Source organism: Modicisalibacter luteus DSM 23508 (assembly GCF_000378505.1).
GTDB lineage: Bacteria > Pseudomonadota > Gammaproteobacteria > Pseudomonadales > Halomonadaceae > Modicisalibacter > Modicisalibacter luteus.
This window is the reverse complement of record NZ_KB900006.1, coordinates 45895-64421: the sequence shown is the minus strand read 5'-3', so window position 1 is coordinate 64421 and position 18527 is coordinate 45895. Positions and strand designations below refer to the sequence as shown.

The window sequence follows — 18527 nt, the reverse complement described above, 5'->3', positions numbered from 1 at the left end:
TAAACGGTTGTCGAAGCTGAGGAAGGCTTCGGGCTCATAGTTGGTCTCGCGAAAAGGTGATGACGCTTCGGAGTTGTAAGCTTGCCACCAACTGCGCTGGGTATAGGCGAAATATAGATCGCCGTTGTTGCCCACCAGATCGTCGAAGACCTTGACCTTGAGGCTGATCTGAAACTTGAGTTCGGCCTTGTCAGCATCGCTGTCATCGCTGATGCCGTCGAAATCCGCTTGGTTGGGGTTGGTATTATATGACCAGGGCAACAGGTAGTTGCGACGATATACCGTTATCGCCAAGGGATTGCTTTCCGAATCTCGTTCCAACTCACGCCGGGTGTCGGCCTGCTCTACGGCTGACTGCGCCGCCTCGTCACGGGCGGTCAGGCCGGAAGTGTCCTCCTGGGCCTGGGCCTGGGCGGCGACCAGCGCCAATGAGCAGAGACTTAGACGCATCACACGCAAGGGGGCGGGCCATGCCATATCAGTATCCTATAGAAGGCAGCAAACGTGTCTTTCTACCATGCCGTCCAGCTAAGTCAAATCGTCTCAGGGGGAAGATTGCCAACGCGCCGGGTCGGGCACACAATGCGCGACGAAATGGCGCTGGGTAAGCGATCGATACGAGGATGGTGGTAGTGGCGCGAACAGGGAATACCGGGTGGTTGGTAATAACGTTGGTGTGGCTGTGGCTAATGGCAGTCGCTATGCCCACCTTGGCACAGGAATCGTTGCCTGAAAAGGACGTGCTCAGTCAGCGCCTGGAAACGTTGACGTCTATCGAGAAGCCCGATACTAGCCAGAAAGAGGAAATCGATGCGTTACGGGCCACTCTCGAGGCGGTCGGGAATCTGGCCACGATCGAAAAACAGCGTAGCGAGTTGGAAAAGCGACTCGAACAAGCCCCCGAGGAAATGCAGCGCCTTGAACGTCAGGCTCGCCAGTATGTTGAACGCGACGAGATCCCCAGCGCAACGACGCTTGAGAAAATCGGCCAGGATGAACTCGAGGAGCGGGTGACCGAAGCCCTCAACGAGTTGAAGTCGCTTCAAGACCGCCTGGCAGCGACCAACTCGCAATTGATCGAAGCGCAAACGTTGCCCGAGCGGGCTCAGGCGGATATTACGGAAGCGCTGAAGCGCATCGAGGCACTGCGCTCAAGTCTGGACGATCATACAGGCGCCAAGGATGATCCGGCGTATTGGAAGTTGCTCAGCGAACTGCAACTGGCCGAGAGCCGGCTGGCCCTGAAACGCCGCCAGTTGGCGACCAATACCCGTTTGTACGAGCTGGCGAAGCTGGAACGCGACGTCCTGAACAGCCGGATCGATAATGTCCAGGATCGTTTGACCCTGATGCAGGCGGTGCTCGATCAGAAACGTCGCGAAAAACTCGAAAATGCCGTCAATGACTCGGCGCGCCATGATCCCGTGGCGGCTGGTCATCCGGTGGTGGCTCGTGCACAAACCCTCAATCGCGACCTGAACTCGGAGCTGTTACGGATCATTGATCGTAACAACACCTTGGAGCGCGAGGGGATCAAGGTGCGCACGCAGTTGGATCGGGTGCGCCAGGTCCAGCGTACTCTCAACGAGCAAATCGAGGCGATACGTGGCAGTTTGTTGCTGTCGCGGATACTTCGCGAGCAGCGCAGTGCCTTGCCCAAGGTCGATGCTGTCAAAGGGTTGCAGGAAGAAATTGCCGATATTCGCCTCAAGCAGTTCGATCTGGGGCGTCAGCGGGAAGACCTGCGCGATATCGAGCAATTGGCCCAAGCCCGGCTTGCCGAGGCTGGTGTCGAAGCGACGCCGGCATTGGTCGATTCGCTAACCCGCCTGTACCGTTCACGTCGTGAGCAGGTGGATCAGCTTGAGCAGGAGTATGGTGAGCTTCTCACGACCGCCATCGATCTTCAGCTCAACCAGCAGCAACTTCTGGATATCAGCAAGAGCCTGCGCGCCACGATTGAAGAGCAACTGTTCTGGGTCGCCAACCGGCGTTTGCTGGACCTGACGTGGTTACGCCAATTGCCCGCGTTGACCATGGCACAACTTGCCGAGGGTGAATGGCGGCGAATCGTCACGGGGCTGGGTCAGACACCACGACCTGCAGCACTCTGGGCGCTGGTGCCGTTGTTGCTGGCTGCGTTGTTGCTATTACGACGCTGGCGCATCAAGGCGCATTTGCTCACTCTTCATGAACAGATCGGGCGGCTCAAGCGCGATACCCAGATGCATACCCCTCGTGCCATCCTGCTCAATGCGCTACTGGCAGCGCCCGGGCCATTGACGCTAGCGGCGGTGGGAGTGGCCTTGTCTACAGGGTGGCAGGGGCTCGTGGCCACCTTCGGCGGGGCACTGCTTCAGCTGGCGCTCGCCTGGGGCGTGGTGGCGTTGGCCCGGCGCCTGTTGGTACCTGATGGTGTGGCAATCCGCCATTTCCATTGGCCGACAGCCTACGCATCGCGGTTACGTCACCTGCTTTGGTGGCTGGGGGTCGCACTGATACCTATCCTCCTGATCGGCACCATCGCGCGTGGAGACGAGGCCTCTCTGGCTGAGCGCCCGCTTTCGCTACTGCTGTTGCTGGGTGGCCTGCTGGCGATGAGTGTGCTTATTGCTCGCTTGATCATGGCGCATATTCCGCATTTCGGAACCAATCCCTTCCGCCTGGCCCTGGGACTGACCTTATCGGCTGCGACGCTCACGCTGTGTGTGCTGATTGTGATGGGCTATGAATATACCGCCTTGCAACTGATCAACCGTTTCGTGATCAGCCTCTATATTTTTGGCTCTTGGATACTTATCGAGGCCGCGGTCGTGCGCGGCCTGGCAGTGGCGGCGCGGCGCCTGGCCTATCGGCGTGCTGTGGCACGACGCCGAGCGCAGGTGCAGGAGGGCGCGGAAGGCGGGCTTGAAGTTGTAGAAGAACCTCCGCTGGACCTCGATCAGGTCAACCAGCAATCGCTGCGCCTGTCCAAGTTGATCCTGTTTCTGGGGTTCTCGCTGGTTCTGTACCTGGTATGGGCAGACTTGCTGGCGGTACTGTCTTACCTCGATAACGTGAGGGTATGGTCGATCACGCGGGGTGAGGGCGAGAGCCTGACCCAGGCACCGATTACTGTTGCTGATCTCATGACGGGGTTGGCCATTGTGGTGCTGACGTTCGTCATGGCTCGCAACCTGCCGGGGCTACTCGAGGTCATGGTCCTGTCAAGGCTGTCGCTCAAGCAGGGCAGTGCCTATGCTATTTCCTCGTTGCTGTCGTACACCATCGTGGGCGTTGGCATCGTGGTGTCGCTGGGCACGATGGGGGTGTCGTGGGGCAAGTTGCAATGGCTCGTCGCGGCTCTGGGGGTGGGGCTGGGGTTCGGCCTGCAGGAAATTTTTGCCAATTTCATTTCTGGCCTGATTATCCTGTTCGAGCGTCCGATACGCATTGGTGACACCATCACGCTAGGCAATCTGCACGGTACTGTCAGCCGTATCCGCATTCGTGCCACGACCGTGACCGACTTCGATCGCAAGGAAATCATCATCCCCAATAAAACCTTTGTGACGGATCAGCTCATCAACTGGTCGCTATCTGACAATATCACTCGCGTCGTACTCAATTACGGTGTGGCCCATGGCTCCGATCTGGATACCGTGCATCGATTGTTGCGTGATGCGGCGGTGAATAACCCGCGGGTGCTCAAGGATCCTGAGCCACAGGTTTTCTGCACTAGCTATGGGGCGACCGCCTTCAACTTCGAGCTGCGCATCTTCGTCAACGATTTGCTCGACCGGTTGTATGCCGCTGATGAAATCAACCGGCGGCTCGATGTGCTGTTTCGCGAACACGGCATTCGCATTGCCTTCAATCAGATGGATGTCTGGCTACACAATGCCGATGGCCAGGCGGCGAAGGTACTGTCGCAGCCCGAGGGGAAACCGATGGGCGGCGCTAGCTAGCCGCCCGGACCCTTTCGCGCATAGAGCAGGAATTCGCGGTTACCATCGCCGCCCAGGATTGGACTGTCTCGCCAGGCTAGAATCTCGAAGCCATGCTCGGCACAGCATGCGCGTATACGCCGCTCCACCTCGCTGTAAAGCGTTGGGTCGCTGACGATCCCTCGCGGGTCCACCTTGCCAGGCCCCACCTCGAACTGGGGCTTGACCAGGGTTAGCAGCTCGGTACCGGGCATTAGCAGGCGGCCCAGTTCGGGCAGGATCAGGGTTTGGGAAATGAACGAGACGTCCATGACGGCGACCGAGATCTGGTTTGGCTTCTGGGCGCCGAGCGCGGCCTGCAGATGCGGATCATCGGCCATGGCGCGCGCATTGAGCCCTTCCAGGCAGGTAACGCGCGGGTCCTGGCGAAGCTCGGCATCCAGTTGGCCATGGCCGACTTCGACGCCGATGACATGGACGGCGCCGTAACGTAGAGCACAATCGGTGAAGCCCCCGGTAGACTGCCCGACGTCGAGGACCAACCGGTTGTCCAGCCGCAACTGGAGGGACTCGAGCAACGCTTCCAGCTTGAGGCCTGCCCGCGATACGTAGCGCTCCTCGGCATCGTCGGCGACGATAAGCAGCGCATCATCGGGCACTTTTTCTCCTGGCTTGGTCAGCTTGCGGGTGGGGGCATCGGCCAGGCTAACCCGGCCATGGCGGATGAGACGCTGGGCTCGGGTGCGTGAACGCACCAGGCCCTGCGCGACCAGCAACTGGTCGAGTCGCATCATGGCGCTGTCTCTTCTGATAGGGGTGTATCGGCTGGTGTCGAGGGGCGGTGGAACTCGCGGTTCCAGCGGGCCAGTAGCGCTTCTCGCTTGAGCTTATCGAGTGTCGCCAGTAATCCTGGCCCAAGGCGTATCGGGCGTAGCGCCTCACCTAGCTGAGCACGCAGCGCGCTGGCACTGCCGGGCCCCTCCAGGGCCGGGTGAACGGCACCGAGCGGTGTCTGTTCGCTGATTACGCGCTGGCCATGTTCACTTAGCAGGTAGTCGAAGAAACGCCGTGCTGCCTCGGGGTTGTCTGCCGAGCGTGGCAGGAACGCCAGACGCTGCATGACCAGGGCGTAATCGCTCGGTATGACGATTTCCAGTTCCGGGTGTTCCTCGGCGAAGCCGTGAGCGTAGCTGCCCAGCAGGTTGTAGCCGATCAGGTAGCGGCCCTCGGCCAGGCCATCGAGCATCTCCTGCGTTGTTCCCACCAGGTCGGCTTCGACGCCGCCCAGGGCGGCAACCAGCTCCCAGTAACGGGGTGACAGGCGTGCTTCTTCGACCGCATAGGTGTAGCCGGCGCCGCTACGGGCCGGATCATAGGTCACTACGCGGCCTCTCAGAGCCTCGCGTTCGCGCTCGAGCAGCGACAACAGCTCGGCATGGCTATTGATTTTTCCATAGTGGTCGGCCAACGCCTTGCGATAGACGATGACCACCGGCTCGAAGGTGATGCCGAACAATTCCTGACGCCAGCGGGCCCAGGTCGGCCAGCGTTCGGCGTTGTCCAGTTCGAGAGGGCGAGCGTAACCGTTGTTGGCCAGTTGGTATTGCCAAGGCATGGCAGACGACATGACAACGTCGGACTGGGGGTTTTCGTTGCCGTCGATAAAGGTCCGATAGACCTCCAAGGTGGTGAGGTTGCGGTAGGTAAGGGCAATGTCTGGATTCAATCGATGGAAGTCTTCCAGTACGGGCGCGATGAGCGGCGTATCCACCGCTCCCGAGATATCCAGCTGGGAGTTGTCGACGGTACCTTGCTGGGCGGGGTAGTGCAGCAGTTGAGCCGCCTGGGCCGCATGAAGGGGGGAGAGCTCGAGTCCCAGCATGACGCTCAGTGCAAGCAGGAGTCGTAGCATCATGAACGATCCCCCGTGAAGCGCATTGACACGCGCAGTCCGTGGCCGTCACTGGCATCGTGCAGGGTCAGACGGGCATGGTGAGCACGGGCGATGCTGTCGACGATGGCCAGGCCGAGACCAGAACCTTCGCCCGTGTCGCTACCGCGGAAAAAAGGCCGAAGCACCATTAACCGTAACTCGGCAGGAATACCGGGTCCATCATCCTCCACTTCCAGCGTGGGAGGTTCGGTCAGCACGCGCACGGTGATTCGGCGGGCACCATAGCGGCGTGCATTGTCGATCAAATTGACCAGGCACTCTTCCAGTTGCCAGCTAACACCATGGATCAGGGTTTCCTCTTCGGGCGCTTCCACGCCGAGGTCGATGCCGTCGCGGTGGCAGGCGCCCAGAGCCCCAAGCGTAGCGGTACGGGCCACTTGGTTCAGGTCCAGCGGGACAAGCTCGGGGCTGGTCTCGGGATTGTTGAGTCGTGTCATCGATAGCAGCTGTACTGCCAGGCGAGCCGTGCTGGCGCTGGTGGCCTGCATGGCCTTCAGAGCATCGCGCCAGAGGGAGGGATTTTCCTGGCGCAAGGCGAGTTCGGCGCGAGCCGAAAGGCCGGCTAGCGGTGTGCGCAACTGGTGCGAGGCATCCCCGATGAACCGCTCCTGGTTGGCACGCACTCGGCGCATGCGCGCCAGGAGCTCGTTCAGCGTCTCGCGCAGCTCGGCGAGTTCACGAGGCAGGTCGAGTTCCAGCGGTGCCAGTGTGCGAGGGTCACGCTCGCGAATGGCGCGACGCAGCCGGGTCAGGGGCGACAAGGCAAAGCGAATGGTCAGCACGAGTGTGCATGCGGCCAGCAGCGCCATGATTGCAACCCGTACCAGGCTGCCTTGAAAGAGGTCTTGAGTGAGGCGTTCGCGGCCTTCACGGGTGTGTGCGACGCGAACCTCGAAGCGCTCCCGCTGGCTCCAGTCTTCTAGGCGGGCTTCCCGAACCCCTACGCGCAAGTGCTGGCCATTCCAGGTCACGTTGTCGTAATACAGCGATTGCTCGTCGCTGGCGCTCAGGCCGGGTAGGTTGGCGTTACCGGTAATGAACTCACCTTGGGCGTTGTAGAGTGCGTAGAAGACTCGCTCTTCAGCGTCGGTTGCCAGCATTTCCAGTGCGGCAGGTGCTAGGTCGAGCCATAGGCTTTCGTCCTGCCATTTGACCTGTTCCGCGATCGCTAGCGACGAGGCTTCCAACAGTCGATCGAACGCACGGTCGGCGGTATCGCGGGCGCCCAAGTAAGCTTGAAACAACATCAAGGCGCCCAAGCCTAGCAATGGCAGGAGCAACCACACCAACAAGCGTCGATAGAGACTGTCCTGGGCGCTCACACCGACTCCAGCAAATAACCCAAGCCACGAATCGTGCGCACTTCGACGCCACTGCCGCTAAGGCGGCGGCGTAGCCGGTGTACGTAAACCTCGATGGCGTTGCCGCCCATGGCTTCGCCGGCAAAGGCCTCCTCCGCGAGACGTGCCTTGTCGACGGGCTCGCCAGCGTGGCGCATCAGGTAGCCGAGCAGTCGCTGTTCTCGGGGCGGCAGATTGAGCCTCTCGCCATTCAGGGTAAAGCATTGGGTCAAGCTATCGAAATCGAGACTACCGACTTGCAGGGCCGTACTTCGGGCATGGCGACGGAGCAGGGCCCGCACGCGTGCTTCGAGTTCGTCCAGCGCAAACGGTTTGGCCAGATAGTCGTCTGCGCCGAGATCTAGGCCATGGACCCGGTCCTCTATAGCGCCACGGGCGGTCAGAATCAGTACAGGCGTTTCCTTGTCGTGCTGGCGTAGAGCCGCGAGAACCTCTAGGCCGTTGCACCCCGGTAGATTGAGGTCGAGCAGAACGAGATCCTGGCCATGACCCGGAAAGGACAATAGGCGGCGTGCCTCGTTGCCCTCGGCGATCGCCGTGACGTGATGACTATCCAGTCGCAGGACGTCGGATAGCGTTTCGGCAAGCAGTGCATCGTCCTCGACGAGTAGCAGTTGCATGGGAACCTCGCTTAGCGCTCGGCCGGGCGCCGTTTCAACTCGGCCAGGGCAACATTCAGGTGCCTGTCGGCCAGGGCGGGCGTGAGCCGGCTGCTCGGCCCCGAGAGGGTCAGCCAGAGCGGCGGCATCTCTTCGGCATGGGTTATTTGACGACAAACCATGATACCACCCGGGAAGTCCCAGGCAGGAGAGACCTCATGCTCAACACGCCAACGTTGGCCGGGGCGCAATTCATGACGCAGCGGGCTGTCGGAAACCGAGGCTAGCCGGCATTCGGCATGGCTGCCTGTGACCTCGACGAGCGCAGCGGTTTCTCCGCTGGCCTGTGCGAGCGACTCGAGTATCGGCTGTATCCAGGCCTCGAGTTGACGAGTGGGCAGGTGGCGGCGAGCCAGTCGCACCGGAGCGTGTCCCAGCCGATAGCAGCCGTCCTGGCCACGTTGCACATAATCGAAGCGCTCCAGCGAACTCAGCAAACGCAGCAAGGTGCTCTTGTAGTAGCCCGTCGCACTGGCCAGTTCAGCAAGCGTGAAGCGATCCTGAGTCGAGTCGAAGACATCGAGAACGGTTAGGGCGCGCTCTACGGATTCCACGCGATCCTGTGCCATTTTTAGGGCCTCAGTGACAAAAAAGACGGAACGATAACCTTGTTCAACTTTGGTCTAAGCAGGCCTGTTAAGCGTTGACGCCGGTAGGCAATGTCCCTAGCTTTCCACTCCAGGGAACGGAGTTCTGCCTTACAGAATTGTAAGGTTGCTGTCAGTTCCTGGCAAGCCAAGCGTCTTGTCATCGTTCGTTGCAACACACTTCGCAGATTGGGGAACGACAATGTCAATGAAAACGCCACTCAAATTTTTGGCCGCAGCGACCTTAACGCTCGGCACCAGCATGGCCATGGCTTTCGAGCCAACAGGCAAGGTGGAATGTATCGCTCCGTCAGATCCAGGCGGCGGTTGGGACTTCACCTGCCGGAGTGTGGGTAATGTACTGGAAGAGCTCGACCTGGTACCGGCCAGTGTCCAGACCATCAACATGGCCGGTGCCGGTGGCGGTGTTGCCTACGCTCACACCGTCAGCAAGCGAGCCGGTAACGAGAAGTTGCTGGTCGCAGCGTCTACCGCGACCACTACACGCCTTGCCCAGGGTCAGTTCCAGGGCCTGGATGCCGACATGGTCAACTGGATCGGTGCGCTGGGTGCAGATTATGGCGTCATTGCCGTATCCAAGGATTCCAAGTACCAGGATCTACCGTCGCTGATGAACGCGCTGAAGGAAGACCCGCGTAGCGTCAAGTTCGCCGGGGGTAGCGCCAAGGGTGGCTGGGATCACCTGAAAGTATTGATTGCTGCCAAGTCCGCTGGTGTCGATAGTCTGCCGCGCATTCCCTACCTGTCGTACAACAACGGCGGTGAGGCCATGACTCAGGTGGTCGGCGGTCACGTCGATGCTTTCACTGGCGACATCACGGAAGCCCAGGGTTTCATGGAGTCCGGTGACCTGCGCGTCCTGGCCGTCCTCGCCGATGAGCGCCTGCCTGGCGACTTCAGTGATATCCCGACTGCCAAGGAGCAGGGGATCGATGCTGTCGGTCCGAACTGGCGCGGCTTCTACATGCCGGCGGATATCTCGGATGATGCCAAGCAGTACTGGATCAACGCGATGGACACCGTCTACCAGAGCGAAGAGTGGAAGAACGTCATGCAGAACAATGGCCTGATGCCGTTCCACGCTACCGGTGCCGAGTTCGAAGATTTCGTCAAGAATCAGATCAACGATATTGAGTCGCTTTCCAAAGAAATCGGGTTGATCAAGTAATGACACTTAACGACCGCATCTTCGGAATACTGATGCTCGTCCTGGCCGTCGCGTACGGCTGGGGCGCCACGCAGTTCCCGGAGCCATTCGGTGGGGCCGAGTCGGTCGGCCCCGAAACCTTTCCCAAGGTAATCGCGGTAGTGCTGGCGCTGTCCAGCCTCTACCTGATCGTCAAGCCGGACCCCGACAATGCCTGGCCCAAGGGGCGCATCGTCCTGGAACTGGTCATCGCCGTGCTGGTGCTGATTGCCTACACGCTGCTGCTGGAGCCGCTCGGCTTCATCGTGTCCACCCTGCTGGCGGTGGGGACGCTGTGCTGGCGCATGGGCGCCGCACCGGTGCGTGCGTTTGTCACCGGGGGCGTGGCGGGTGTCGTGGTCTTTCTACTGTTTACCTACGCACTCGATCTGGCGTTGCCACTGGGTGTGCTTAGCGTGCTGGAGGGAAGTTGATGGAAACCCTCGGGTATCTGATGGACGGGTTCGGCGTTGCCCTGCAGCCGCACAACCTGATGTTCGCGCTGATGGGGGCCTTCCTGGGTACCCTGATCGGCGCATTGCCCGGTCTCGGGCCGGCCAACGGGGTCGCCATTCTGATTCCGCTGGCCTTCACCCTGGGGCTGAAGCCGGAAACGGCGCTGATCATGCTCACGGCGGTATACGCCGGGGCGATGTACGGCGGGCGTATCTCCTCGATTCTTCTGAATATCCCCGGTGACGAGCCGGCGATGATGACCTGCCTCGACGGCTACCCGATGGCCCAGAAGGGCAAGGCGGCCGAAGCGCTGGCGATTTCGGCGATCGCTTCGTTCATGGGCAGCCTGATCGCCACGGTCGGCCTGATCATGCTGGCGCCGCTGCTGGCCAGGTTCGCGCTGACCTTCGGGGCGGCGGAGTATTTCGCGCTGTTTGTGCTGGCCTTTGCCACGCTGGGCGGCATCACTGGCAAGAACCCGGTCAAGACCATTCTGGCCGCCGCGATTGGCCTGATGATCGCCACTGTGGGCATCGATTCCACCGGCACGCAGCGCTACACCTTCGGCTCGCTGCATCTCTACGAAGGCATCGATTTCATTATCGCCATCGTCGGTCTGTTCGCGATCTCCGAGCTGCTGTTCTTCATCGAGGACCGCGCTGGCGGCGGCAAGGGCCCGATGATCGTCAACAAGCTCAAGCTCTCCTGGCGGGAGGTCCTCGCGATCATGCCGACCAGCATCCGTGGTGGGGTTCTCGGCTTCATCGCCGGGGTGCTGCCGGGGGCCGGGGCCTCGCTGGGCAGCTTCATCAGCTACACGCTGGAGAAGAAGATCCTCGGCAAGAAGGGCAGCTTCGGTGAAGGCGACCCGCGCGGCGTGGCGGCGCCCGAGGCCGGTAACAACGGGGCGTCTTCCGGGGCATTGGTGCCCATGCTGACCCTCGGCGTGCCGGGTAGTGGCACCACTGCCGTCCTGCTGGCACTGCTGATCTCGATGAACATTACCCCCGGGCCGTTGATGTTCACCCAGAACGCCGACATCGTCTGGGGCGTGATCGCGGCGCTGCTGATCGGCAACTTCCTGCTGCTGTTGCTCAACATTCCGATGGTGGGCATCTTCGTCAAGCTGCTGTCGGTACCGCCGATGTACCTGCTGCCGATCGTGACCATGGTGGCCTTCGTGGGCATCTACTCGATCAGCAACTCGGCGTTCGACCTGTACTTCATGGTGGCCTTCGGGGTACTCGGCTACTTCCTGCGCAAGCTGGAGATTCCGCTGGTGCCGATCATCCTCGGGTTGCTGCTGGGGCCGGAGATGGAGAAGAACCTGCGTCACACGCTGGACATCGCCGATGGCGACTGGACGGCGCTGTGGGACAGCGGTCTGGCCATCGGGCTGTGGGTCGTGGCGATCGTCGGATTGATCCTGCCGGTCATCGTCGGGCCGATCCTGCGTCGTCGCATGCAGGCGGCGGCCGGGCACGGCAACCAGACAGACTGAGTCGGTAGTCGAGCCGGCTAGCCTGGCCTGCGAGGCGAATCCCCCGGTAGCGCAAGCTATCGGGGGATTCACGTTTAGGGACTCAAGTCTCGCCTGTGCTTGCCTGCAATCCACCGGGTGGTTGACGGTCGGCGCCCCAGCTTCGCTGGATCTTGCCAATTACGGTCTCGATGCTTTGGGGGTCGATGTTCGTGGGCGTACCGGGTTCGAGTGGATCATAGTGGAAAATGTACAGGCGCGAAGCGAAGTCCTCAAAGGGGAGTGAAGCTTCGCCGAAACGTTCTCCATTGCCTGAGGTGCTGACGACGACCCCATCCCCCCAATCCTGACCGCTGTCGTTATTGGGGTTGAAGAAATACATCCGCATGACCTGCTGGGGGTCAAGGCTGACTCGTAGCAGCGTGATGGCATGCCAGCCGATAAAGCGGGCGGCGCTGTCGGTGATGGCGATGCCCGCCGGTTGTGGGTGAATCAACGGCTGATTGCCGTTATAGAAAGGATGATAACTGGCATAAAAGTAGCGCAGGAAGTCATCGAGGCCATGCAATTGCCCGGTGGCGATATCAACGGCGATGCGGAAGCCGCGCCCGGCCCACCAGCCATGGAACTCCGGGTTGATCCAGCGATGGGGATCCTCGTCCCGTCCGATACAGCGCCGGCCCATTTCCGCATAGATGCGATCTAGGTGTGGCACCACCAACAGGGATACTGGGTCCAGATCGATAGGTAGCTGCTTGGCGACACCATCGGGGTTTTCCCGTGATGAGACTGGCTGACCTTCGAAATGCATGATGATTTCATCGTCTCGTGCAGCCCAGGCCACCATCTGCAGCAGATAGTCGGGGTCGTTGTAGGCCCACATCGACAATGCACGTGCTGACTGGCAGGTTGGGTTGTTGCCTTGGCCGACACCCAATGGCTGGCCGAGCATGCACAGAACGCCTTCCATGAGGCGAGCGGCAGGGGAGAGCGTATCACCGAACGCGATATGTAGGCGTTGCTGCGAATAAGGGGATAGCGGCAGAGCGACTTGGCGCCACAGAGCGGGAGCGACCGGAGGCTGGTAGAGAATGCCTCGCTCAAGCAACAGAGCGAGGCCATAGATGGCCTGTGGCGACTGTGGGTGCACGGCAAGGTCGATCATGGCATGTACCAGTTCCCGGTAGCACAGCAGGCAGTCGCGTCCGGTGCTGGAGAGCCCCATGGCCTCGCTCAACAAATGATCGCCCCGTTCAAGCAAGAAACGCATCAACTGCGAGTGATAGGGGGAGACCAGGCCGGTATCATGCATTGCCCGGGCAAAGCCGGTGGCCTCGTATTGCAGGGCCGCGTTGTCCATCGATTCGAGGCGTTGCTGGTAGGTATCGAGCCCCGGATCCTCCCGACAGCCGTTGGTTGTCCCGAACAGGCTGCTGATTAAGCGATCCGCTCCTTGTCCACTGCTACCCAGTTCGATGGCAGGGTTAGCCTGGCAGGCGGCAATTTGCAGGATCATTTGCTTTACGGCATCCACCTGGATGGGACGCTGCTCAAGGATGCGCCAGATCTCGTCGATCAGCTTGTCGACGATGTGTTCGTAGCCGATGCCATCGGCTAGATACTGGAACAAGCGTCGAGTCAGCAGTGCCAGGCTGCCCTGGCGCGTCCGCTCAGCCTCGCTGGGCGGCATGAAAAGAAGGTCCAGGTTAAGCGCAAGAACCTGGGTCAGGTGATGGTGGGCCTGCTGTTGTGAAATCGAGGGGTGAATGTAGTTGCCCCGAGCGACAGCCAGCATTCGCAGTTCGCTCAAGGCTTCCAGCATGACAGTTTCGGTCGCAGGTGCTGTAAGGGAGTATTTGGCCAAGGCAGGCAAAAGAATTTGCGGCTGCGACCAATCCGAACCTTCGAAAATTCCGGCGCTTTCCAGCGAGGGCATGCGGCTTTCTAGAGCCTCGCAGCCACCTTCGACCATAACCACACGCCTTGCTGCGTGCAGGACACGCCCGCTCTTGAGCGACTTGGCGAATGAGCTGGTCTGGGCCAGGGCTTGTGCAGCATCGTCCAGCTTGGCCAGTAGTGGGGGCAGCTCGCCCCCACTGTCGGTACGGTCTTCGGTAGTCAAACAGGTTCCTTTTTTCACCAATGGTCAGACATAGAAATCAAGTTCTTCCTGACGCTTGAGGAGATCGCGCATCTTGTGCGGCTCGTCACCGAAGAAATATATCAGACCCCAGTGTGTTCCGAAGGCCGTACGTTTGGTGACGGTTTCCTCGAGGGGGGTGGTGAGTTCGTGGGATTCGAAATACTCGTGCTGCTCGGTTTCCTCGGGAATTTCCAGTCGGCTGACGACACGCCGCCGAGGGTAGACCCCGAAGCATCCTGCATAGCCCTTGGCATCGACCACTTCGCGCGGGAAGAAGGCGGTGATCTCCTCCTCGGTAGTCTTGGGATCGAACATCAATACCATCGCCTGGTAGGCGTTGAAGCCATAGGCACGCTCGAGGAGTTCGAAGACCTTGAATCCAGGTGGCCGGTAGGCGACTTCGCCGAAGTACATTTCGCCATCGCTAGTGACGAAGTATTCAGGATGGATGAAGCCGAACTGAATATCGAACGTCTTGATCAGCTTTTCGATCTGAGCCGTGATCTGCGGACGGTACTTCTCTAGCTCCGGGGTGGCGGGAACGAATACCGAATAGCCCAGCGTCACGTACTCGGAAATGTTGAGGAAGCGAATCTTGCCGTCATGAATCCAAGCCTCGACGGCGAATTCCCACCCATCCAGGTGACTCTCCATCAAGACAGGAAACTCTTCCTCGGGAATCATGTCGATCTCGTCGGGGGTGCGAATGACACGGTGTCCCAGACAGCCCGCCTTGTCGAAGGCTTTAAGGTGAATCGGGTCGTTAGGATCGCCGTCGAGTTTGAGCAGGGTCTGGTTGACGCGTTTGAGGAAACGCACCACATCCTCACGATCATGAGCTTCCTCAAAGATGCCGACACGAATGCCGCCCAACTGGGCACGACGTTTCATCAATGCCTTGTCGCGGAACAGGATGGACTGACCATACAGGCGTGGATTGTCCATGAGTACCGAGTTAATGGCGCCGGCCCACTCTACGGTCTCCTCGAATAGCGGAATGGCAACGTCGACTTGCATATCCTTTAGCGTCTCGGCAATTTCCATTGAACGGTCATTGAGACGCTCAAAATTCCAAGGAATATAAGGAATATTATGTTGTTCGCAATATTCCTGTGCCCAGTCGGGGGCCACGATGACGTAGCGACGATCAAACCTTTCTAGAGCCTCAATGGCGTTGAGACTCCAGCCGAGCATAGCGATGTAGCCTTTGTTCGGATCCTTGTCCATCAGTTCGCTCCTGTTTAGTTAATATTATAAAAAGCAGAAATATTCCGTGCTTTTTAATAATAAGATAAGGGTAGCAGTCGCGAAGATGAATAAAGTGTCAAACTTATAGTTATTTATATCTAATATCAGTTTTTCGTATGTTTACCGAGGATACAGCCTGTCTTATCGAGAAGGGGGGAGGGATGCTTGATGCGCCTCCTCTGTACTGGTATAGTGCTGCCTCGTTCCACAACGCATTGATGCACAAGCGCTTGTGGGGCTTGTCTCGCCGAAACGCGTTTTCGTGCAGGCATGTTTGTGGTGGCCCATCGGTCCTCCCGCAACGCTAAACCGCGAACCCCGCCAGGCCCGGAAGGGAGCAACGGTAGTGGTGGCTGCGTGTGCCGGGATGTGGCTGGTGGGCCGCCTCCATTTCTGGCCGCTTCCTACCTGGCCATGCTTTTCGCCTCTCCCCAAGCCGTTTAGAATAGTGCGTTTCGTTCACTATCATTGATGGGCTGCCGTTGGCATGCCTGGTCCAAGAGCCGAGGACATTCCTGCCGCATGAGCTATCAGGTACTGGCCCGCAAGTGGCGCCCGCGCACCTTTCACGAACTAGTCGGTCAGGAGCATGTACAACGTGCGCTGGTCAATGCGCTTGACCAGGGGCGGTTGCATCACGCCTATCTGTTCACCGGCACGCGGGGGGTGGGCAAAACTACGTTGGCGCGTATCCTCGCCAAGTGCCTCAACTGTGAAAGCGGCGTCACCTCTTCACCTTGCGGCCAATGCAGCACCTGTCGTGAAATCGACGATGGCCGTTTCGTCGATCTGATCGAAGTCGATGCGGCATCACGCACCAAAGTCGAAGATACCCGAGAGCTGCTCGATAACGTGCAGTACGCGCCAACGCACGGTCGCTACAAGGTGTACCTCATCGATGAGGTACACATGCTTTCGACCCATAGTTTCAACGCGCTGCTGAAGACGCTTGAGGAGCCGCCACCCCACGTCAAGTTCCTGCTGGCGACCACCGATCCGCAGAAGCTGCCGGTCACGGTGCTGTCGCGTTGTCTGCAGTTCACGCTCAAGAACATGCCGCCCGAGCGAATCGTGGAGCATCTGGCCAAGGTGCTCCAGGTGGAAGGGGTGCCGTTCGATGAGAGTGCCCTGTGGTTGCTCGGCAAGGCCGCTGACGGTTCCATGCGTGACGCCATGAGTCTCACCGATCAGGCGATTGCCTTTGGCCAGGGGGAAATTGCACGCGCCGACGTCGCTGCCATGCTTGGCACGCTTGACCATCGCCATATGCTGGCATTGGTCGAGGCGTTGGCCGAGGTCGATGCGGCACGTGTGTTGTCGGAAATCGCGAGCCTGGCCGAGCAAGGGCCGGACTTTGCCGGCGTGCTCGATGACTTGACTGGCGTATTTCATCGTCTGGCCATAGCTCAGATGGTGCCAGAGGCTCTCGATAACGGTCACGGTGACCGGGACGAGTTGTTGGCGCTGGCAACCCGTTTCACGGCCGAGGATGTGCAGCTATACTACCAGATTGGGTTGCAAGGGCGCGCCGATATGGAGAGTGCCCCTGATGCGCGTACGGCATTGGAAATGACGTTGCTGCGCATGCTGGCCTTTCGCCCACAAGGCGTACCCAAGCCAGCCCAGACGCCATTGCCTCTGCGAGGGCAGCCGCAGGAAACGCCGCCGCGCGATGGTGCCAGCGTTGCGGAGCGCCCGTCTGTCCAGGGTTCTCAGCCTGCTCAGGCAGCCCCGGACCCTTCGCAGGCTACACCGGATGCGCCGGTATCGGAGTCAACGCAGACTAGCGTTCGGGAAGTGCGCCAGCCCGTGCCTGAGAGCAAGCCAGTTGCGAGTGATGAGTTGTCCGATGGCCGTGCTGAGGAACCTCCACCGTGGGAATACGCTGAAGAGGTCGAAACAGACCCTCCATCACATGAATGGAGCAATCCCAGCGCCGAAGATCAGTCAGCGGTTGCCGTAGCCGAGGCGGCGCCTGTCGCAGAAACACCGGTTCCAGTAACGCCGGTTCCCGAGGAAGCTGTGCCGTCACCCCCGCCGGCGGAAGTGGCATTAGGCTCATCGGAAGCCGCGACGATGGCCACCGCACCTGCTTCGTCCACAGCTTCTAAGCCGCAGGGAGTCACCCAGCTATCCGGACCGGGGTTGCTCGATCATGCCGCTTGGCTCGACCTGTTTCCGCGTCTGAGCCTGGCCGGGCTGACCCGCAATCTGGCAGCGCACTGCATTGTCGACCATGATGACGGCCAGGTCTTGCAGTTGCGCCTGGCGCCGAGTCAGGCGGCGATGAATGCCGAGGTACATGTCGAGCGGGTTCGACAGGCTCTGGCCAATGCTGGTCTGGAGCGACGCGTGCTCATTGAGCCCGCCGAGCTTCCCGAGGGCATCGAGACCCCCAAGGCGCGCAGTGATCGAGAGGCTACCGAGCGTCATGCTGCAGCGGTTGAAGCGTTGCGTGATGACCCGCATATCCAGCAGCTGGAACAGGCTTTCGGTGCGCGCCTGCTCGTACAGACCGTTTCGCCCCAAGGGCAAGCGGAGTGATCCATGACACTAACGAGGTGACAGCATGTTCAAGGGCGGAATGGGCAATCTGATGAAGCAGGCCCAGGAAATGCAGGAAAAGATGCAGAAAGTGCAGGAGGAGATCGCCCAGTCCGAAGTGACGGGTGAGGCCGGAGCCGGCATGATCAAGGTGGTAATGAATGGCCGTCACGATGTCAGCAAGGTCGAGATCGACCCTGGTATCATGGACGAAGACAAGGAAATGCTAGAAGACCTGCTGGCGGCAGCAGTCAACGACGCGGTGCGTAAGGTGGAGACCAGTTCACGGGCCAAGATGGAAGAGGCCACGGCCGGGCTCAATCTGCCGCCTGGTTTCAAGATGCCGTTCTAATGAGCTTTTCACCTCTTGTCGACCGATTGCTCGAATCGTTGCGGGTGTTGCCGGGAGTTGGGCCTAAGACCGCCCAGCGTATGGCCCTGCATCTCCTCGAGCGGGACAGGGAAGGTGGGCGCCGGCTAGCCAGCGTGCTTGAACAAGCATTGGAGCGTGTCGGCTATTGCCGCCGTTGCCGCACCTTGACCGAGGAAGCGCTGTGCTCAATCTGCAGCAGCTCCCGGCGTGACGCCTCGTTGCTGTGTATAGTCGAGTCGCCAGCCGACTTGCTGGCCATCGAAGATGCCGGTGGGTATCGCGGTTACTATTATGTTCTGCATGGCCACTTGTCTCCCCTGGATGGAATCGGGCCCGAGGATATCGGGCTCGATCAGCTCGATGCCCGCCTCGACGAAGGAGGCATCGAAGAAGTGATACTCGCCACCAACCCGACTGTCGAAGGTGAAGCGACGGCACACTATATTGCTGAGCAGATACGCGAGCGTGGCTTGCGGCTGTCACGACTGGCCTATGGCTTGCCCATGGGGGGTGAGCTGGAGTATGTCGATGGCGGTACGCTGAGCCGGGCCTTCAATGGGCGCCAGCCGTTTCTTGGCGACTGATGCGC

The 18527-nt window shown here is 60.0% G+C and carries 15 protein-coding genes and 1 other RNA gene; 8 read left to right on the top strand and 8 right to left on the bottom strand.

The window, feature by feature from the left end; translation table 11 throughout:
* Window positions 1–477: phospholipase A (locus F568_RS23405; protein WP_019020493.1), on the bottom strand; the 477-nt coding region annotated here is incomplete at its 3' end.
* A gap of 146 nt (window positions 478–623) precedes the next feature.
* Between F568_RS23405 and mscK the strand changes: the two genes are divergently transcribed.
* A complete protein-coding gene (gene mscK, locus F568_RS23400) occupies window positions 624–3947 on the top strand; it encodes a mechanosensitive channel MscK (RefSeq protein WP_040476663.1) in 3324 nt (1107 codons plus the stop codon).
* On the opposite strand, the gene F568_RS0119700 is transcribed toward mscK, so the two are convergent.
* Genes F568_RS0119700 through F568_RS0119680 form a run of 5 tightly spaced genes read right to left on the bottom strand, consistent with a single transcriptional unit; the run spans window position 3944 to window position 8469 of the window.
* The gene (locus tag F568_RS0119700) at window positions 3944–4720 is read right to left on the bottom strand and encodes a TlyA family RNA methyltransferase (protein WP_019020491.1); all 777 of its coding nucleotides are present in this window, start codon (window positions 4718–4720) and stop codon (window positions 3944–3946) included. The genes mscK and F568_RS0119700 overlap by 4 nt on opposite strands.
* Entirely contained in the window at window positions 4717–5841 is a 1125-nt protein-coding gene (locus F568_RS0119695; protein ID WP_019020490.1) for an ABC transporter substrate-binding protein, read from the bottom strand. Before F568_RS0119695 ends, F568_RS0119700 begins: the two co-directional genes overlap by 4 nt.
* Window positions 5838–7202 (bottom strand): sensor histidine kinase, encoded by a 1365-nt coding sequence (locus tag F568_RS0119690; protein ID WP_019020489.1) that lies wholly within the window; start codon window positions 7200–7202, stop codon window positions 5838–5840. The genes F568_RS0119695 and F568_RS0119690 overlap by 4 nt, the downstream gene beginning before the upstream one ends.
* The gene (locus F568_RS0119685) at window positions 7199–7861 is read right to left on the bottom strand and encodes a response regulator transcription factor (RefSeq protein ID WP_019020488.1); all 663 of its coding nucleotides are present in this window, start codon (window positions 7859–7861) and stop codon (window positions 7199–7201) included. The genes F568_RS0119690 and F568_RS0119685 overlap by 4 nt, the downstream gene beginning before the upstream one ends.
* 11 nt (window positions 7862–7872) lie before the next feature.
* Window positions 7873–8469: a helix-turn-helix domain-containing protein gene (locus F568_RS0119680; protein ID WP_019020487.1), complete on the bottom strand. Its 597-nt coding sequence runs from the start codon at window positions 8467–8469 to the stop codon at window positions 7873–7875.
* A 220-nt stretch (window positions 8470–8689) separates the two neighbouring features.
* Between F568_RS0119680 and F568_RS0119675 the strand changes: the two genes are divergently transcribed.
* The 3 genes from F568_RS0119675 to F568_RS0119665 are packed head-to-tail and all read left to right on the top strand — an operon-like array spanning window position 8690 to window position 11651.
* Window positions 8690–9676 (top strand): Bug family tripartite tricarboxylate transporter substrate binding protein, encoded by a 987-nt coding sequence (locus F568_RS0119675; protein ID WP_026300668.1) that lies wholly within the window; start codon window positions 8690–8692, stop codon window positions 9674–9676.
* Window positions 9676–10128, top strand: coding sequence for a tripartite tricarboxylate transporter TctB family protein (locus tag F568_RS0119670; protein WP_019020485.1), 453 nt, complete (start codon window positions 9676–9678; stop codon window positions 10126–10128). Before F568_RS0119675 ends, F568_RS0119670 begins: the two co-directional genes overlap by 1 nt.
* A complete protein-coding gene (locus F568_RS0119665) occupies window positions 10128–11651 on the top strand; it encodes a tripartite tricarboxylate transporter permease (RefSeq protein ID WP_019020484.1) in 1524 nt (507 codons plus the stop codon). The genes F568_RS0119670 and F568_RS0119665 overlap by 1 nt, the downstream gene beginning before the upstream one ends.
* 82 nt (window positions 11652–11733) lie before the next feature.
* On the opposite strand, the gene F568_RS0119660 is transcribed toward F568_RS0119665, so the two are convergent.
* Together F568_RS0119660 and F568_RS0119655 are read right to left on the bottom strand one after the other, a co-directional pair.
* A complete protein-coding gene (locus F568_RS0119660) occupies window positions 11734–13752 on the bottom strand; it encodes a hypothetical protein (RefSeq protein ID WP_019020483.1) in 2019 nt (672 codons plus the stop codon).
* A 24-nt stretch (window positions 13753–13776) separates the two neighbouring features.
* Window positions 13777–15000, bottom strand: a complete 1224-nt coding sequence (locus F568_RS0119655) for an ATP-grasp domain-containing protein (protein ID WP_019020482.1) — start codon at window positions 14998–15000, stop codon at window positions 13777–13779.
* Between the two features lie 306 nt (window positions 15001–15306).
* Here F568_RS0119655 and ffs point away from each other — a divergent pair.
* The 4 genes from ffs to recR all read left to right on the top strand — a co-directional run bounded on the left by ffs (window position 15307) and on the right by recR (window position 18522).
* Window positions 15307–15403, top strand: an RNA gene (ffs, locus tag F568_RS24585) — signal recognition particle sRNA small type.
* A 140-nt stretch (window positions 15404–15543) separates the two neighbouring features.
* The gene (gene dnaX, locus F568_RS0119650; protein ID WP_019020481.1) at window positions 15544–17565 is read left to right on the top strand and encodes a DNA polymerase III subunit gamma/tau; all 2022 of its coding nucleotides are present in this window, start codon (window positions 15544–15546) and stop codon (window positions 17563–17565) included.
* 25 nt (window positions 17566–17590) lie between these two features.
* Window positions 17591–17917: a YbaB/EbfC family nucleoid-associated protein gene (locus F568_RS0119645; protein WP_019020480.1), complete on the top strand. Its 327-nt coding sequence runs from the start codon at window positions 17591–17593 to the stop codon at window positions 17915–17917.
* Window positions 17917–18522, top strand: coding sequence for a recombination mediator RecR (recR, locus tag F568_RS0119640; protein WP_019020479.1), 606 nt, complete (start codon window positions 17917–17919; stop codon window positions 18520–18522). Before F568_RS0119645 ends, recR begins: the two co-directional genes overlap by 1 nt.
* Window positions 18523–18527: the final 5 nt, after the last annotated feature.

Excerpts from the sequence above, each read along its gene's own strand:
- mscK (WP_040476663.1), top strand. The coding sequence starts at position 624 with ATGGTGGTAGTGGCGCGAACAGGGAATACCGGGTGGTTGGTAATAACG.
- F568_RS0119700 (WP_019020491.1), bottom strand. The coding sequence starts at position 4,720 with ATGATGCGACTCGACCAGTTGCTGGTCGCGCAGGGCCTGGTGCGTTCA.
- F568_RS0119665 (WP_019020484.1), top strand. The coding sequence starts at position 10,128 with ATGGAAACCCTCGGGTATCTGATGGACGGGTTCGGCGTTGCCCTGCAG.
- F568_RS0119670 (WP_019020485.1), top strand. The coding sequence starts at position 9,676 with ATGACACTTAACGACCGCATCTTCGGAATACTGATGCTCGTCCTGGCC.
- F568_RS0119695 (WP_019020490.1), bottom strand. The coding sequence starts at position 5,841 with ATGATGCTACGACTCCTGCTTGCACTGAGCGTCATGCTGGGACTCGAG.
- F568_RS0119655 (WP_019020482.1), bottom strand. The coding sequence starts at position 15,000 with ATGGACAAGGATCCGAACAAAGGCTACATCGCTATGCTCGGCTGGAGT.
- F568_RS0119645 (WP_019020480.1), top strand. The coding sequence starts at position 17,591 with ATGTTCAAGGGCGGAATGGGCAATCTGATGAAGCAGGCCCAGGAAATG.
- F568_RS0119685 (WP_019020488.1), bottom strand. The coding sequence starts at position 7,861 with ATGCAACTGCTACTCGTCGAGGACGATGCACTGCTTGCCGAAACGCTA.
- recR (WP_019020479.1), top strand. The coding sequence starts at position 17,917 with ATGAGCTTTTCACCTCTTGTCGACCGATTGCTCGAATCGTTGCGGGTG.
- F568_RS0119675 (WP_026300668.1), top strand. The coding sequence starts at position 8,690 with ATGTCAATGAAAACGCCACTCAAATTTTTGGCCGCAGCGACCTTAACG.
- F568_RS0119680 (WP_019020487.1), bottom strand. The coding sequence starts at position 8,469 with ATGGCACAGGATCGCGTGGAATCCGTAGAGCGCGCCCTAACCGTTCTC.
- dnaX (WP_019020481.1), top strand. The coding sequence starts at position 15,544 with ATGAGCTATCAGGTACTGGCCCGCAAGTGGCGCCCGCGCACCTTTCAC.